General features: G+C 64.1%; 16 protein-coding genes. 2 read left to right on the top strand and 14 right to left on the bottom strand.

The window, feature by feature from the left end; translation table 11 throughout:
- The first annotated feature begins 65 nt into the window (after positions 1-65).
- Positions 66-524 (top strand): hypothetical protein, encoded by a 459-nt coding sequence (locus LB552_RS17905; RefSeq protein ID WP_224608853.1) that lies wholly within the window; start codon positions 66-68, stop codon positions 522-524.
- A 196-nt stretch (positions 525-720) separates the two neighbouring features.
- Here LB552_RS17905 and ftsH read toward each other — a convergent pair whose 3' ends face one another.
- From ftsH to ybgC, 10 genes are all read right to left on the bottom strand, one after another.
- On the bottom strand, positions 721-2,655 hold the full coding sequence (gene ftsH / locus LB552_RS17900; RefSeq protein WP_095767284.1) for an ATP-dependent zinc metalloprotease FtsH: 1,935 nt from the start codon (positions 2,653-2,655) through the stop codon (positions 721-723).
- Positions 2,656-2,777: 122 nt separating this feature from the next.
- Positions 2,778-4,136: a tRNA lysidine(34) synthetase TilS gene (gene tilS / locus LB552_RS17895; RefSeq protein ID WP_224608850.1), complete on the bottom strand. Its 1,359-nt coding sequence runs from the start codon at positions 4,134-4,136 to the stop codon at positions 2,778-2,780.
- Positions 4,130-5,284, bottom strand: coding sequence for a tol-pal system protein YbgF (ybgF, locus tag LB552_RS17890; RefSeq protein ID WP_095767282.1), 1,155 nt, complete (start codon positions 5,282-5,284; stop codon positions 4,130-4,132). The genes tilS and ybgF overlap by 7 nt, the downstream gene beginning before the upstream one ends.
- 232 nt (positions 5,285-5,516) lie before the next feature.
- Positions 5,517-6,023: a peptidoglycan-associated lipoprotein Pal gene (gene pal / locus LB552_RS17885; RefSeq protein ID WP_095767281.1), complete on the bottom strand. Its 507-nt coding sequence runs from the start codon at positions 6,021-6,023 to the stop codon at positions 5,517-5,519.
- Positions 6,024-6,265: 242 nt separating this feature from the next.
- Positions 6,266-6,643: a four helix bundle protein gene (locus tag LB552_RS17880; RefSeq protein WP_224608847.1), complete on the bottom strand. Its 378-nt coding sequence runs from the start codon at positions 6,641-6,643 to the stop codon at positions 6,266-6,268.
- A 44-nt stretch (positions 6,644-6,687) separates the two neighbouring features.
- Positions 6,688-7,980, bottom strand: coding sequence for a Tol-Pal system beta propeller repeat protein TolB (tolB, locus tag LB552_RS17875; protein WP_224528395.1), 1,293 nt, complete (start codon positions 7,978-7,980; stop codon positions 6,688-6,690).
- A 68-nt stretch (positions 7,981-8,048) separates the two neighbouring features.
- Complete coding sequence (locus LB552_RS17870; RefSeq protein ID WP_224528022.1) at positions 8,049-9,203, bottom strand: energy transducer TonB; 1,155 nt, start codon at positions 9,201-9,203, stop codon at positions 8,049-8,051.
- A gap of 7 nt (positions 9,204-9,210) precedes the next feature.
- Entirely contained in the window at positions 9,211-9,672 is a 462-nt protein-coding gene (gene tolR / locus LB552_RS17865) for a protein TolR (protein WP_411909045.1), read from the bottom strand.
- A 9-nt stretch (positions 9,673-9,681) separates the two neighbouring features.
- Positions 9,682-10,392, bottom strand: coding sequence for a protein TolQ (tolQ, locus tag LB552_RS17860; protein ID WP_095767277.1), 711 nt, complete (start codon positions 10,390-10,392; stop codon positions 9,682-9,684).
- A 306-nt stretch (positions 10,393-10,698) separates the two neighbouring features.
- Positions 10,699-11,172, bottom strand: a complete 474-nt coding sequence (ybgC, locus tag LB552_RS17855) for a tol-pal system-associated acyl-CoA thioesterase (RefSeq protein WP_224608844.1) — start codon at positions 11,170-11,172, stop codon at positions 10,699-10,701.
- Positions 11,173-11,304: 132 nt separating this feature from the next.
- Between ybgC and LB552_RS17850 the strand changes: the two genes are divergently transcribed.
- The gene (locus tag LB552_RS17850) at positions 11,305-12,555 is read left to right on the top strand and encodes a glycoside hydrolase family 5 protein (RefSeq protein ID WP_224608842.1); all 1,251 of its coding nucleotides are present in this window, start codon (positions 11,305-11,307) and stop codon (positions 12,553-12,555) included.
- 24 nt (positions 12,556-12,579) lie between these two features.
- On the opposite strand, the gene LB552_RS17845 is transcribed toward LB552_RS17850, so the two are convergent.
- The 4 genes from LB552_RS17845 to ruvC all read right to left on the bottom strand — a co-directional run bounded on the left by LB552_RS17845 (position 12,580) and on the right by ruvC (position 15,837).
- Positions 12,580-13,482 (bottom strand): metallophosphoesterase, encoded by a 903-nt coding sequence (locus LB552_RS17845; protein ID WP_224608839.1) that lies wholly within the window; start codon positions 13,480-13,482, stop codon positions 12,580-12,582.
- A gap of 133 nt (positions 13,483-13,615) precedes the next feature.
- The gene (gene ruvB / locus LB552_RS17840) at positions 13,616-14,653 is read right to left on the bottom strand and encodes a Holliday junction branch migration DNA helicase RuvB (protein ID WP_224608836.1); all 1,038 of its coding nucleotides are present in this window, start codon (positions 14,651-14,653) and stop codon (positions 13,616-13,618) included.
- A gap of 43 nt (positions 14,654-14,696) precedes the next feature.
- Complete coding sequence (gene ruvA, locus LB552_RS17835) at positions 14,697-15,317, bottom strand: Holliday junction branch migration protein RuvA (RefSeq protein WP_224608833.1); 621 nt, start codon at positions 15,315-15,317, stop codon at positions 14,697-14,699.
- Between the two features lie 10 nt (positions 15,318-15,327).
- Positions 15,328-15,837 carry a crossover junction endodeoxyribonuclease RuvC gene (ruvC, locus tag LB552_RS17830; RefSeq protein WP_224608830.1) on the bottom strand — a complete coding sequence of 170 codons (510 nt, stop codon included), beginning with the start codon at positions 15,835-15,837 and terminating at the stop codon, positions 15,328-15,330.
- Positions 15,838-15,864 lie beyond the last annotated feature (27 nt).

The raw sequence follows: 15,864 nt of genomic DNA, 5'->3' as shown, positions 1-15,864 counted from the left end.
GAACATATAGGGAACAAACAGTATACAAAAAGATGTCAAACTTATCATCAATCAGGAGGGTCTCAATGTTCAGTTTGAAATTGGCGGCGTTGGCTGTGACGGCATTGGTCGCTTGGAACGCCTCACCTGCGAGCGCGCTGACGATGAAGGAATGCAGCGAGACCTATCGGGCGGCCAAGGAAGGCGGCACTTTGAACGGCATGGACTGGGCCGCTTTCCGCAAGGAGAAATGCGCGACGTCCGCCGCGGAGAGCGTCAGCCCGGATCCGGTCACATCCGCGGAGCAGCAGAAAACGGAAACCAGCGCGGCGGTCGTCCCCACGGTAGCGCCGGCGGGCGTGACATTCCCAACCACCCTCGCCGCCGAGTTCAAGACCGAAAAGCCCGCTAAGGCCCGGATGAAGACCTGCCTGCAGGGTTACCACAACAACAAGGAAGCGGGTACGTTGAACGGCCTTCGCTGGATCCAGAAAGGCGGCGGTTACTACAGCCTCTGCAATGCGCGGCTGAAAGCTGAATCATAAAAATCAAATACGGCGGATAAAGCGGTTCACCGTTTTTCCCGCAGACGTTGAGCCATCATCCTCGGGAGTATCTGGGATCTGCTGTTGGGCGATATCTACGCGCCAGGACGAGGGAAGCCTTGCCTTGTCTCCAATGCAAACAAAAACGCCGCGGAGCAAGCCGCGGCGTTTCTCGATCAGTCTTTCGCGCACCACCTCAGCTTGACGGCTGCGGCTCCATGCCGCCTTCGGGCTCGGGGCCCTTCTTGCGGCGGCCGCCGGTGCCGGCCTTCGGCACGGCCGAGCCGCGGCTGGGCGGGGTGTCGTCGCCGAGGTCGCGGGCGGGCTTGTTGCCCGCGATCAGCTGCTTGATCTCGTCGCCGGACAGCGTCTCGTATTCGAGCAGTCCTTCGGCGAGCGCGATCCATTCCTTCTTCTTCTTGGTCAGGATGGTCTTGGCGGTCGAATAGGCGTCGTCGATCAGGCGCCGCACCTCGGCGTCGATGATCTGCGCCGTCTCTTCCGAGATGTTTTGGGTGCGCGCCACCGAATGGCCGAGGAAGACCTCTTCCTGGTTGTCGCCATAGGCGACGTGGCCGAGCTTGTCGGAGAAGCCCCAGCGCGTGACCATGGCGCGCGCCAGCTTGGTCGCCTGCTCGATATCGGAGGAGGCACCCGACGTGATGTTCTCCTTGCCGAACTTGAACTCTTCGGCGACGCGGCCGCCCATCATGATCGCAAGCCGCGAGATCATGTACTTGTAGCTCATCGAATAGCGGTCGCCTTCCGGCAACTGCATGACCATGCCGAGCGCGCGGCCGCGCGGGATGATGGTTGCCTTGTGCAACGGATCGGCCGACGGCACGTTGAGCGCCAGGATCGCGTGCCCGGCCTCGTGATAGGCGGTCAGCTCCTTCTCGGCCTGCGTCATCGCCGACGAGCGGCGCTCGGCGCCCATCATGATCTTGTCCTTGGCGTCCTCGAACTCGGCCATGGTGACGAGCCGCTTGTTGCGGCGCGCCGCCATCAGCGCGGATTCGTTGACGAGGTTCATCAGATCGGCGCCGGAAAAACCCGGCGTGCCGCGCGCAACCACCTTGAGGTCGACATTGGGCGCCAGCGGCACGTTGCGCACATGCACCTTGAGGATCTTCTCGCGGCCGACGATGTCGGGGTTCGGCACCACGACCTGGCGGTCGAAACGGCCGGGCCTCAGCAGCGCCGGGTCGAGCACGTCGGGCCGGTTGGTGGCGGCGATGAGGATGATGCTCTCGTTGGACTCGAAACCGTCCATCTCGACCAGCAGCTGGTTCAGTGTCTGCTCGCGTTCGTCATTGCCGCCGCCGAGCCCGGCGCCGCGATGGCGGCCGACCGCGTCGATTTCGTCGATGAAGATGATGCAGGGCGCGTTCTTCTTGGCTTGGTCGAACATGTCACGCACACGGCTTGCGCCGACGCCGACGAACATCTCGACGAAGTCCGAGCCGGAAATGGTGAAGAACGGCACGTTGGCTTCACCGGCAACCGAGCGGGCGAGCAGCGTCTTGCCGGTGCCGGGCGGACCGACCAGGAGCACGCCGCGCGGGATCTTGCCGCCGAGGCGCTGGAACTTCTGCGGATCGCGCAGGAACTCGACGATTTCTTCGAGATCTTCCTTGGCCTCGTCGACGCCGGCGACGTCCTGGAAGGTGACGCGGCCATGCGCCTCGGTCAAAAGCTTGGCCTTCGACTTGCCGAAGCCCATGGCGCGCCCGGAGCCCGATTGCATCTGGCGCATGAAGAATATCCACACACCGAGGATCAGGATCATCGGCAACCACGAGATCAGATAGCCGAACAGCGAATTGGAGCCGTCGGTCTCGGGCTTGGCGGTGATGGTGACGTTCTTGTCCTGCAGCCTGGAGACCAGCGACGGGTCGCCGGGCGAATAGGTCTGAAAGCCGTTGGCGTTGTCCGTGTAGTTGCCGAAGATGCGGGCGCCGGCGATGGTCACGCTTTTGACCCGGCCCGACGCGACGTCCTGCAGGAACTGCGAATAGGCGATATCCGTGGTGGCGCCGCGCGTCTGCGGCGTCTGGAAAAGATTGAACAGGGCTATGAGCAGGACCGCTATGATCGCCCAGAGCGCGAGGTTGCGATAATTCGGATTCATCTATTGTCCCGTTGGCGTCCGCGCGCGGACCCGCGATGATGGATTAGCTTGGGCCTAACATAGGGAGAGCGCCCCCCCTTGCCAAGCAGAACAGCACGTATCGGTTAAGCTTTCGCCCACCCTCAACCATCATCATGGCGGCGGAATGGCGGTGCCGGCAACGGCGGCGCGCCGACCAGGGCCGCCGCGGCGGCGGCGGGCTCTATGTCGAAGGACGGCAGGAAGCGCGCGAAAGGAGCCACCGCCGGAGCGATCGAGACCGATCGCGAGCCGGCATTGCCGCCCGCAAGACCAAGGCATTCGCCGGCGGACCACAGCGCGGGCTCCGCGGCAAGCGCGGCGCGCGAAAGGCTCGGCGGGATATCCTCGCTCAAGGGCGCTTTCCCGGCGGCGGCAGCCCCCAGCGGCGCGATCACCAAATCGCCAGGCCCGTCTTTCAAAGTGATGCGCCGCCGATTGTCCCAGAGCCGGTTGTGCTGCGGTGGCGCGGCAGCAGGCAGGTCGCGGTTCTCGCGCCGAAGGAAAATGCCGGTTCGTCGCGCATCGATAACCGTCCGCGACAATGTGGCGCGAAACGGAGCGGACCGCAGGCGCGAATGCAGCGCAGCGCAGCGCGTCTCGTCGGCAAGAAACGAGACGCCGCCGATGGTGGCCAACAGGATGCGCAGCGCATGGATGGCGGCTTGGCCATCCTCATGTCCGGCAAACTTGCGATCGAGGCGGATGAGGCCCGGAACCGGCCTGCCGGCAAAGGCGTCGATGAGCATGGCGGCGCGGCGGCCGATTTCCCGGCGCTCGAGAGCCGCCTGGCCCGCGCGTGCCAGCGCCTGCGCGATACGCTGTTCGCCGTCGCCCTGTGCGAGCTTCGCCCGCAGGCGCGGCCGCTCGAAGCGGGCATCGGCATTGGTCGGATCCTCGATCCAGCCGATGTCGCGAGCCCGCAGCATCTCGCGCAGTGCCGCGCGCCTTGTGCTAAGCAGCGGCCGGACGATCCATGTCCGCCAGTCGAACAGCGTGGCGGGCGCCATGCCGGCGAGGCCCCGGCCCTCATCGTCGCGCGCCTGCCGCATCAGCACCGTCTCGGCCTGGTCGTCGGCGGTGTGGCCGGTCAGGATCAGCTTGATGCCTTCGGCGCCGGCAGCTTCGGCAAGCAGCCGGTAGCGCGCCTCGCGCGCGGCGGCCGCCAGACCGGTCGCGGGCTTGTCGCCGCGCCAGGCAAGAATGCGATGCGCGATGCCGCGATCGGCGCAGAAGCGTTGAACGAGCCGCGCCTCAGTGGCCGAGTCCGGCCTCAGGCCATGATCGATGGTCACCGCGAGCAGCCTGGCGGCCGATGCCGTCCGGTCGAGGTGATCTTTGAGGAGAAGAAGAAGGGCGGTCGAGTCGCTGCCGCCGGACACGGCAGCAATGGCGCCGGTCGAAAGATCCAGGTCGGAGAAAAGGCAGTCCAAAAGGTCAGGTTTGCTGTCGGGCGTCAGCACGACGCCAGGGCCCTTTCCTGCTTGATGCGTTCCTTGAGGGCGCCGGAAACATCGGGATAGCGCTTGCCGATTTCACTGAAGGTGGCGCAGGCGACGTCGTTCTGCTTCAGGCCGACCAGCGAAACGCCGAGCTTGAGCAGCATGTCGGGCGCCTTCTTCGCCTTCGGATAGTCCTTGCTGGCGGCGAGGAAGACTTCGGCCGCGTCGCGGTATTTCTGCTGCCCGAGCAGCGACTCGCCTAGCCAGTAATGCGCATCAGCCGCCTTGGCGTCCTTGGGGAAGCGGGAAATATGGTCGCGAAAACCCTGCTCGGCGGTCGGATAATCGCCCGACAGGATGAATTGGTAGGAATTGCGATAGAGCTCGTCGGGATTGTTGGTCGACGGCAGTGCCGCCACTTCGGTGCCGCCGGACTTGCTCTTCTTGGCCGGCGTTTCGGCGGAAGGAGCGTTTGCCGTGGCCGCGGGAGCTTCCGCCGGCGCGCTGGCCTGCGGACCGGTCTCGGCATTGACCACGTTGCCGTTCTTGTCGACGGTGATGGTGCCGAAATTCTTCGGCGGCGCGCCGGTGATCAGCTTGCCGGGATCGCCGGTCTGCGATTCCACGATGACGTCGCCAACGCTTTTGCCGCCGTTTTGCGCACCGGTGCCAGCCGGCGGCTGCGTCGCCGGGGCCTGGGCGACGCTATTGTCGGCTCCGGCGTCGCCGGTGCCGGATTGACCGGTGCCGGCATCGCCGAGATTGGTGTTGCCGTTATTGTTGTCCTGGGGCGCGGCTTCCGATTTCTTCTGCCCGGCCGGCTTGGCGCCTCCTTGGCCCTCCAGCTGCTGGAAACGGAACTCATTGTCTTCCTGCTGCTTGCGGATCTGTTCCTGCATCTGCAGGATCTGGAAATTCATCTCCTCGATCTTGCCGTTCAGCTGGCGCAGTTGATCTTCCAGACCAGTCACGCCGGCGCCGCCCTCCTGTTGTGCGACCTGCGCCTGTTCCGGCTTCTTCTTGTCGCCGAAGATGCCGAGCGTGGGCAGATGGAAGGTGAACCCGCTGTCGGCGGCCGGCCCGGCACTGTCGGCCGGCGCGGCAAGGCTTGGGAGGCTTGATACGAGCAGCAGCGCAAGCGTGCCGCTCAGGACCGTTCTGAAGTGCATTCTGTCTCTCGCGGTGGGTGTTGGCCTGATGCGCCTTTCCAAATCAAACAAGGGAGGAAGCGCCCTCGCGCTCATAGCAGGACGCGAGACTTCGGCCAAATTTTGTTTCGGTTTGTTGCAAAGGAAAAAGGCGGCCCTGAGGCCGCCTTTCATTTTTGGGATGTTGTATTTTTGTCGCCTGGGACGCCGAGCGCCGTTACCGAAAATCGACCCCGATCTTCGGTATCATGCGTCAGGAGCCGGCGCCGGAAAGCGTGGTAACGGCGCGGCGGTTCTGCGACCAGCAGGAGATGTCGTCGCAGACCGCGACCGGACGCTCCTTGCCGTAAGAGATCGTCTTCAGGCGGCCGGCGGAGACGCCCTTGGAGACAAGGAAGTCGCGGGTGGCGGCGGCGCGGCGGGCGCCCAGTGCCAGATTGTACTCACGCGTGCCGCGCTCGTCGGCATGGCCTTCGATGACGATCGCATACTGGCGGTACTGATTCAGCCACTGCGCCTGGCGGGCCAGCGTGGTCTGCGCATCGGCGCGGATCGACGAGGAATCGGTATCGAAGAAAATGCGGTCGCCGATGTTGACGGTGAAGTCCTGCGCCGAACCGGGCGTGGCGGCGCCGGCACCGTTGAGGCCGAGATCGGCCGCGCTGTTCGGGGTCTTCTTCGAGGCGCAACCGGTAATGGCGAGCGCCATCACGAGAGCGATCATCGCCGGGTTTCTGGTAAGTGCTGCGATACGGCCCATGCCGCCTCTCCTTCGCATATGAGTGATTTCGTTGATCACCCAGTAACCACGTTTGGGTTAACCGGCATTCAAGAAACACGGTTAATTTTTGGTTTCGAGCCGCCGTCCGCGACTGCTTGCCCCGCGCTTTACGAAGGGGCGACACTGCGCGCGGACCCTAGGCGGAAATGCGGCCAAAACGCGACCGGGTTGTGAAAAAGGGGAATTGAAGAATTGAGGAATTGAAGAATTGGCGAAAAGGGTCACTTCAATCTCTCCCTTAGATTCACCAGCATTCCATAGATGTGGGCATAGGCTTGCAGCCATTCGTCGCGTTGCCGCTGCGTGATGTAGCCAAGATCAAACGCATAAGAAATCCACGTTTCCATTTCGCTGCACGATCCCAGAGCCATCGAGATGAACCGCGCGAATTCGGGCCTGGAATGGGTCTGTTTGGCGAAGCCCTCAGCCAGATTGGTGCAGATCGCCTTGCTGGATCGACGCATTTGGTCAGCCAGCGCGTATTGCTCGATTTTCGGGAAAACGAGTGTGGCTCTATGGACCTCGAGGGAAACTGCATAAGCACGCCTATAGACCTCCAGATCCTTCGCGCGCTTGATGTAGCTACCCTCTTTCTCCATTCTTCAATTCTTCAATTCTTCAATTCCTCAGTTCCCCGCCCCCCTCACTCAAGCAACGGCGACCAAGCCGGGTCCGAAGCATAGTTCGCCGTCGGAATCTGCTGCTCGTTGCGGCCGGTGAGATCGACCGAGACCAGCTTGGGGCCGCCGGCGGAGTCGCGGAAGAACATCAGCACGCGGCCGTTCGGCGCCCAGGTCGGACCCTCCTGCTGGAAGCCGGAGGACAGGATGCGCTCGCCCGAGCCGTCGGTCTTCATGACGCCGATCTGGAACTCGCCGCCGCTCTGCTTGGTGAAAGCGATGAGATCGCCGCGCGGCGACCAGACGGGCGTCGAATAGACGCCGTCGCCGAAGGATATGCGGTGCGGATTGGAGCCGTCCGCGCCCATGACATAGATCTGCGAACGGCCGCTGCCGCCGCCGCGGTCGGAGGTGAAGACGATCTGCGAGCCGTCCGGCGAATAGGAGGGAGAAGTGTCGATCGCGGTCGAATCGGTGAGCCGCGTCGTCGAGCGGCTCCTCAGATCCATGGCGAAGATGTTGGAGTTGCCGTCGTCGCGCAGCAGGCTCATGATCACCTTCTGGCCGTCGGGCGAGAAGCGCGGTGCGAAGGTCATGCCGGGGAAGTTGCCCACCAGCTCGCGCTGTCCGGTCTCGATCTGCAGCAGATACACTTTCGGCTGCCCGCTTTCATAGGACATGTAGGTGATTTCCTGCCGGTTCGGCGAAAAACGCGGCGTCAGAACGATCGCGCGGCCGTCCGACAGGTAGCGTATATTGGCGCCGTCCTGGTCCATGATGGCGAGCCGTTTCTTGCGGGCGTTCTTGGCGCCGGACTCGTCGACGAAGACCACGCGCGTGTCGAAATAGCCCTTTTCGCCGGTGATCCGCTCATAGATGGCGTCGGCGATGATATGGGCGACGCGCCTGGTGTTGGCGTCGTTGGCGAAGAACTGCTCGCCCGCCATCTGCTGGCCCGCAAACGTATCCCACAACCGGTACTGGGCGCGGATGCGGCCGTCGGCTTCCTTGCCGACGCTGCCGGTGACCAGCGCCTGCGCGTTGATTACCTTCCAGTCGTCGAAGCGCGGCGTGGCGTCCGGACCGGAAATCTTTTCGATGAAAGCGCTCTTGTCGATCGGCGCGAACAGGCCGGAGCGCTTCAGGTCGGCGGTTACGATCTCGGTGATCTGCGCGCCCAGCGCATCATTCGACTGAAAATCCGTGATGGCGATCGGCAGCGGTTCGACATTGCCCTTGTTGACGTTGATCTCGACGAGAGCCCATGCCGGCGCGGCGGCGCCAACGATAGAACCCAGTGCTATTGTCGCGACCATCAGGAGCGGCTTGAGGGTGAATTTCATATCTTCTCGCTTCTCTTCGCTGATTGTGCGGAGGGCAGGCCTCAGAGGCCAAGCATTTCCCTCGGATCGAAAGTGACCTTGATCTGCGCCCAGATGTCCTGTTTTCCGGGAGGAACCTGCAGGCCGGCCATGTTGCATTTCTGGATAGCGCGCACCGCGCTTTCGTCGACCTGGCGGTTTCCGCTCGATTTCTCGACGACAGGCCGGCCGTCCAGCTTGCCTGAGGCGTCGAGGTTGAACGAGATCACGGCGATGAGATCGTCCGAGGCTTCCATGCCCGCCGGGAAGGTCCAGCAACCCGCAAGCTGATCGCGCAGGGCCCCTTCCTCCGACTTCGACAGCTTCTGGCCCTGGTCCTTTTCGCCGCCGAGCGAGGCCTGCTGCGTCGAGCGCTTGGCGCCGCCGCCGGACGGCTTCTGCTTGTCCAGCAGGGCGGAAATCTCATCGGCATTGAACTGCTTGTCGTCCGATTTCGGCTTGGAAGACGCTTCCTTCACCGGCTTGTCGGCGTCCTTGCGGTCCGGCGCCTTGGCGCTTTCGGCCTGGGCCGGCTGCGGCTTCGGCCGCGCTTCCGGCGCAGGCGCGGAGTCCGGAAGCTTGGCCTCGTCGGTGGGTTGCTGCTGGGCGATCGCCTCGGCGACGGCGTCAGGCTTCACCTCGTCCTTCGAAATAGCGGCGGTCGTGTCCTTCGGCGGCGTCGGTGTCGGCTGCTTGGCCGGCGTCGGCTTGGGCTCCGTCTGCTTGACCGGCTCGGGCTTGACCTCTTCCTTCGGCGTCGGCGTCGGCGCAACTTCCGTCGCCGGGGTCGGCTTCGGCTTTTCCTGCGGCTTCGGCACGTCCTCGACCGCCGGCTTCTCGGTCGGCGTCGGCGCGGGCGGCGGCGCCGCCGTCTTCTCGACCGGCTTCGGCTTGGCTTCGTCCGTCACCGGCTTGTCGGTATCGATGGTGTTCTCGCCGACCTTCTGTGCATTGGGCACGACGTCCGGCCGCTTGGTCGGCAGCGGCGCCGGTTTTTCATGCATCACCGACTTCTTGTCGCCTTGCAGCGTCTGCGGCACGGCTTCCATAGGCACGATGTCGACCGCCACCGACTCCACGTCGGCCGCGGGCATTGCAGGTGGCGACGACAGCGTGAACAGCCCGAAGGCCAGCGCCACCGTATGCAAGATCACCGATGAGGTGAGGCCGGTCCGCATTTGGCGTCTACTGATCCTGTTCCTGCAGCGAGACCAGGCCGATATTCTTGTAGCCGGCCGCCGAAATGCGGGCCATCACCTTCATTGCCGTGCCGTAGTCGGTCGACTTGTCGCCGCGGATGAAGATGCGTTCGTCGTAACCGGTCTTCGAGATCGCCTGCAGCTTGGCTACCAGCTCCTCGATCGGGATCTCGGTCTCCTGCAGGAAAATCTTGCCCGTCGAGTCGATCGAGACGGTGATCGGCTGCGTGTCGACATTCATCGCCTTGGCCTGCGTATCCGGCAGGTCGATCGGAACCCCGACGGTGAGCAGCGGCGCCGCGACCATGAAGATGATCAACAGCACCAGCATCACATCGACCATCGGCGTGACGTTGATCTCGGACATCAGGGCATGGTGACGGCCGCGCCGCCTATGGCCGCGTCCGCCTCGCCCCGAGCCACTTGCGCCTGCAGCAGACATCCCCATGATCGATCCTCAGCCCTTCTGCGCTACTTTTTCATCGATTTGGCGCGAGAGTATGGCGGAGAACTCGTCCGCGAAGCCTTCCATGCGCATGCCGATCTTGTTCGCGTCCGATGACAGCTTGTTGTAGGCGATGACCGCGGGAATGGCCGCGAGCAGGCCGATCGCGGTGGCGAGCAGCGCCTCGGCGATACCGGGTGCCACCACCGAAAGGCTGGTGTTCTTCGAGGCGGCGATCGCCTGGAACGACGTCATGATGCCGATGACGGTGCCGAACAGCCCGATGAAGGGTGCGGCCGAGCCGGTGGTGGCGAGGAAGCCGAGCCGACCCTCCAGCTTCTCCATCTCGCGCGTCAGCGCCAGGTCCATCGCCTTGTCGATGCGGGTCTGCAGCGCCAGCGCCGATTTCGCGCCCTTTTCGAAACTCTTCTTCCATTCGCGCATGGCAGCGACGAAGATCGCGCCCATCCCCGTGGTCTTGCGATCGGCCAGCGTGCGGTAGAGATCCTCCAGCGACTGGCCCGACCAGAACACCTGCTCGAAGCGGTTGAGCGCCAGCCGCATGCGGCTATAGGCGACGAGCTTGTCGATGATGATCGCCCAGGTCCAGATCGAGGCGCAGAGCAGGCCGATCATGACCAGCTTGACCACCCAGCCGGCCTGCATGAATAGAGCCCAGAGCGACAGATGCGCGCCCGGTTCGGCGAGTGCGATATTTTCCATGACTTACGTCCTTAAGATTTTCCGGGCATCGCTGGCGGCTGGCCCATGGGCATTCCTTTGGTCCGATCGCGCGAAGCTAGAAGCTTGCGGATAGCCCCGAATGCACCGTTTCGCGGCCTTTTCGAGGCAAATATTGGTGAAAGGAAGGCGCACGGATTGCGCCAATCTTCGCCAATTCCTTCATGAACCGTTATGGTTAAGGATGGGTTAGGGGATCAGGCGCGGCGCATTGCCGCGCATGGCTGGGGCCGCCGGCAACCGGAGCCGTCCGGTTGAAGCCTTCAAGATGGGCCTCGGGTGGAAGCTTCAGGCTTTTGCCTTCGGCATGAAAGCCGCGATCCATTCCTTTGGGAAACGCTTTGGCCGGCCGCTTTCGCCGACGATCGCCGCTTCGACCTTGGCCTCGACCAGCACATCGCCGCCACGCTTCAATTGCTGGCCCATGAAGATGCGGGCGCCGGAAATATCGCCGGTGCGCGTGTCGATGGTGAGGATATCGTCCATACGCGCCGGCGAACGGAAGTCGATCTCCATGCGCCGCACCACCCAGACGATGCGCTCGCCATGCTTGCCGTCCAGGAGTTCGGTGTGGTGGACGCCGGTCAGTCTCAGATAGTCGGAGCGCCCGCGTTCGAGGAATTCGAGATAGCGCGCATGATAGACGACGCCGGAGAAATCGGTGTCGGCATAGTAGACCCTCGCCATCAGCCGGTGGCCGAACTCCGTCAGCGCTCCGGAAAGCCCGGCGCCGAGCGCCGCCGATTCACCATGATCGTCCATCGCGCTTTCCTTTTCAGGCCCGAACAGGCACCTAAAGCCCTGCGGCTTTAGGCATTTTTTCTATGCGTGTCGTTGTCCCAAAAACCGCTGCACACTTTTGGGCGACACGCACTGTTTTCGCGCGGGAACGGGATGGCACTGTTGGGCACGATGATCAAGACCTTGATGGTGGCGCTGCTTGCGCTTGGCCCGTTGGCGTTGCCCGCCGCAGCGGCGACCTTCTCGATGAAGCGCGGCCTCAATCTCGACCAGTGGGTCACCTGGCCGGTCGAGGACAGATGGGGCGAGCGCCAGGCGATCCTGCCTTACCCGGAATGGCGCAAATTCCTCAATGAGGACGACCTCAAGGCGCTCAAGAGCGCCGGTCTCGACTTCCTGCGAATGCCGGTCGATCCCTCGCCCTTTCTTTCGGACCGCACCACAGCCCTCCGCGACGACCTCTATGCCAGCGTGCTGGACTCCGCGCGCATGATCAACCGTGCCGGCCTGAAGGTGATCGTCGACCTGCATCTGATCCCCGCCGGCGGCAACCGCAAGATCGGCATGAGCGAGGTGATGCATGACCCGGCCGTCTTCGATGCCTATGCCGAGCTGGTGCGCAAGATGGCGCGGACGCTGGCCAAGGAGGATCCGAAGCTTGTCGCGCTGGAACTGATGAACGAGCCGCTGGCCGATTGCGAGGCGAACGGCACCAACCTTTGGCCCGACCGCCAGAAGCAGCTGTTCGCCGCCGCGCGCGCCTCCGCCACCAGGCTCACGCTGGTGCTGAGCGGCGGCTGCTATTCGAACGCGGAGTCGCTGGCCAGGATCGACCCCAAGACGATCGCCGATGACAACATCATCTGGACCTTCCATTCCTACGACCCGTTCCTTTTGACACATCAGGGCGCAAGCTGGGCCGGGGACTTCATCCCCTACGTAACCGGCCTGCCCTATCCGTTGACGGCTGTCCCGAAGGCGCAACTCGACATGGCGCTGGACGCGATCCGCGACCGGATCAGGGCCGAGGCGCCCTGGGCGCGGCGAAGCGGCCTGCTTAGCTATCTCGACGAGCAGGTGGCGACGATGGACAGCTCCGAAAAGCTGCGCGGCCTGATGGATGCGCCGTTCGCGACGGTCGACGCCTGGGCGAAGGCCAAAGGGATCAAGCCGCAGGACATCACGCTCGGTGAATTCGGCATGATCCGCAAGGAATACGGCAACGGCTTCGTCATGCCGGCCGCATATCGCGCAGCCTATGTGCGCGACATGATCGCCCGCGCCGAGGCGCATGGCTTTTCCTGGTCGCTGTGGAGCTATGGCGGCGCCTTCGGCATCGTCGATGCGTTCGACGGCGAGAAGGCGGAACCGGACGTGATGGACGTGATCAGGTCGCTGCGCTGAGGCGGCGGGCCGGGGCGACACGCCTCAGCCCAGATCGATCTGCAGGATCTCCGGCCGCACCCCGAGACGAACCGGCAGAATGCTGAAGCCCAGCCCGCCCGACACAATCAGGTTGCGGTCATTCTCCACGACATGGCCGTAGGCGAAGCGATTGCCATAGTCCGAAGGCACGACCGGCGAATAACCAAACAGCCGCACCTGTCCGCCATGCGTGTGGCCGGACAAGGTGAGCGATACCCGCGAGGGCACCTTCGGGAAGATGTCCGGTTCATGTGCAAGCAGGATGATCGGCTCGCTCCCCTGGATCTTGGCCAAGGTGCCCGGGAGATCGTCGAAGCCCTGGAAACTGTCGCGTCCCTTGGCCTTGTTCGGCAGCAGCGCGAGTTGATCGGCTAGCCCGGCGATCCAGAAACCATGGCCGTCCTTTTCCACCCGCACGACGTCGTTTTCCAGCACCGGGATGCCGACATGCTCGAGCGCCTTGCGCGACTGGGTCGGGCCGGCTTCCGCTCGCTGGGCGAAGAAATCGGTCCACCAGTCGTGATTGCCGAGGATCGACAGCACGCCGAGCGGCGCCTTCAGCCCCGACAATGCCTCGGCCCACTCCTCCACCCGCACCCGGCCCGTCACCAGCTTTGTCCCGGCGGTATAGTCACCGAGCAGCACGATCAGATCCGGCTGCAACGCGTTGGCCTCCTCGGCAAGCGCTGCGATCCGTTCCGGCGTCATCCAGGGCCGGCAGGAGTGGATATCGGCAAGCGCCACGACGCGCAGCTTGAGCCCGGCCGGCCAGTGCGGCGGCGTCAGCGTGTAGCGCTTCACATGGGTGAGCAGCATCGGCTCGATGCCGACCGCATAGGCGCTGAGCGACACCATGGCGAAGGCCGAGCCGCCGATAAGGCGCAGGAAAGCGCGTCTGGTGATCATAGGTCGCCCCAAGCCCTAGGATTGCGTCAGATAGCCTATCTTAAAGGATGCAATTGCGCCCTCAGTCGGGCCGAGCCGCGCAGATTCTGCGCAGATGGACCGTTGCGCCGCCGAAACGGCGAACAAATCTGCGTTACTCTTCCTGAAACAGGCTGATCTGCTGCTGGGCGATGTCCTTCGGCGGGTCGAGGCCGAGATGGCGCCAGGCGTTGGCGGTCAGCACGCGGCCGCGCGGCGTGCGCTGGATGAAGCCCTGCTGGATCAGGTAAGGCTCGATGATGTCCTCGATCGCGTCGCGCGGCTCGGAGAGCCCGGCCGCGATCGTCTCGATGCCGACCGGGCCACCGCCGAAATTGCGCGCGATCATCGACAGATAGCGGCGATCGAGCGCGTCGAGGCCGAGCGCATCGACCTCCAGCCTGGTCAGCGCCTCGTCGGCGATCCTCCTGTCGACATGACCGGCCCCGGCGACCGAAGCAAAATCGCGCACCCGGCGCAGCAGTCTGCCGGCGATGCGCGGTGTGCCGCGCGCGCGGCGCGCGATCTCCACCGCCCCATCGTCGCCGAGCGGCATCGACAGGATGCGGGCGCCGCGGCGCACGATCAGTTCCAGTTCCTCGACCGTGTAGAAATTGAGCCGGACCGGAATGCCGAAACGGTCGCGCAACGGATTGGTCAGCAGGCCGAGCCTCGTCGTTGCCGCAACCAGCGTGAAACGGGCAAGGTCGATCTTGACCGAGCGCGCCGCCGGCCCCTCGCCGATGATGAGATCGAGCTGGAAATCCTCCATTGCCGGATAGAGGATTTCCTCGACCGCCGGATTGAGGCGATGGATCTCGTCGATGAAAAGGACGTCGCGCTCCTCGAGATTGGTGAGCAGCGCGGCGAGATCGCCGGCCTTGGCAATGACCGGACCCGAGGTCGAGCGGAAATTGACGCCGAGCTCGCGCGCCATGATCTGCGCCAGTGTCGTCTTGCCGAGCCCTGGCGGCCCGACGAACAGCACATGGTCGAGCGCCTCGCCGCGGCTCTTGGCGGCATCCACGAAGACCTTGAGATTGGCGCGCACCGCCGCCTGGCCGACGAACTCGTCGAGCGACTGCGGCCGCAGCGTCTGGTCGGCATCCTCGCCGCGCTTGTCGAGGGCAATGAGGCGGGGCGAAAGGGTCATGCCGCCTTCCTTGCATAGGACCGATGGCGGGACAAGCGTCGCTTCACCGCGCCAGTTCCTTCAGGCCGAAGCGGATCAACTTCGAAGCGTCGGCACCCTCGCCGGCTGATTTCAGCGCCGCGGCAACCGCGTTCGCCGCGATGTCGCGCGAATAGCCGAGATTGACGAGCGCCGAGACCGCATCGGTGATCGGTGCGGCCGCGACGCCTTCGCCAAGCTCCTGCTTGAGCCCGATCGTACCGCTGGCCGCGCCCGCAGAGGCTGGCGCTTTGGTGCGCAGTTCGGTGACGATGCGTTCCGCCACCTTCTTGCCGACGCCGGGCGCGCGGGAAACCATGGCAATGTCGCGCAACGCGATCGCGTTGGCGAGATCGGCCGGCGTCAGCGTCGACAGGATGGCCAGCGCCACCTTGGCGCCGACGCCCTGGACATTGTTCATCAAGAGGCGAAACCACTCGCGCTCCAGCCCGGTCTGAAAGCCATAGAGGCGGATCATGTCCTCGCGCACATAGGTCTCGATCAACAGCACCACCGCCTCGCCGGGCGAGGGCAGCGCGGCCAGCGTCCGCACCGAGCAATGGACGACGTAGCCGACGCCATGCACGTCGATGACGCAGCTATCTTCGTCGATCTCGTCCAGCGTGCCTTTCAGCTTGCCGATCATGATTGTCCCCTCACGCCAGCGCGGCCATGCGGTAGGCTGTGCTCGGGCGGTGATGCGCATGGCAGATGGCGATGGCCAGAGCGTCGGCGGCGTCGTCGGTGTCGAAGACAGCCTTCGGCATCAGCACCTTCACCATCATGTGGATCTGCTTCTTCTCGCCGTGGCCGACGCCGATAACAGCCTTCTTGACCGCATTGGGGGCATATTCGGCGACCACCAGCCCGGCGCGCGCCGGCACCAGCATGGCGATGCCGCGCGCCTGGCCGAGCTTCAGCGTCGCCGTCGCATCCTTGTTGACGAAAGTCTGCTCGACCGCTGCCTCATGTGGCATGGCCTGGTGCAGCACCTCGGCCAAGCCGTCATGCAGCTGGCAGAGTCTTGTCGCCAGCGACTCCTTCTCGTCGGACCGCACCGTGCCGGATGCGATGAAGCGCAGCGAATTGCCCACGCTGTCGATAATACCCCAACCGGTGCGCCTCAGGCCCGGATCGATGCCGATGATGCGAATCGCTTCCCCCATGCGCCAAGTCTAGCCGTGGCGGCAAGC

It is taken from the genome of Mesorhizobium sp. CA7 (assembly GCF_020165015.1).
Classification (GTDB): domain Bacteria; phylum Pseudomonadota; class Alphaproteobacteria; order Rhizobiales; family Rhizobiaceae; genus Mesorhizobium.
The sequence above is the reverse complement of the archived record's forward strand: the minus strand, read 5'-3'. Positions and strand labels throughout refer to the sequence as shown.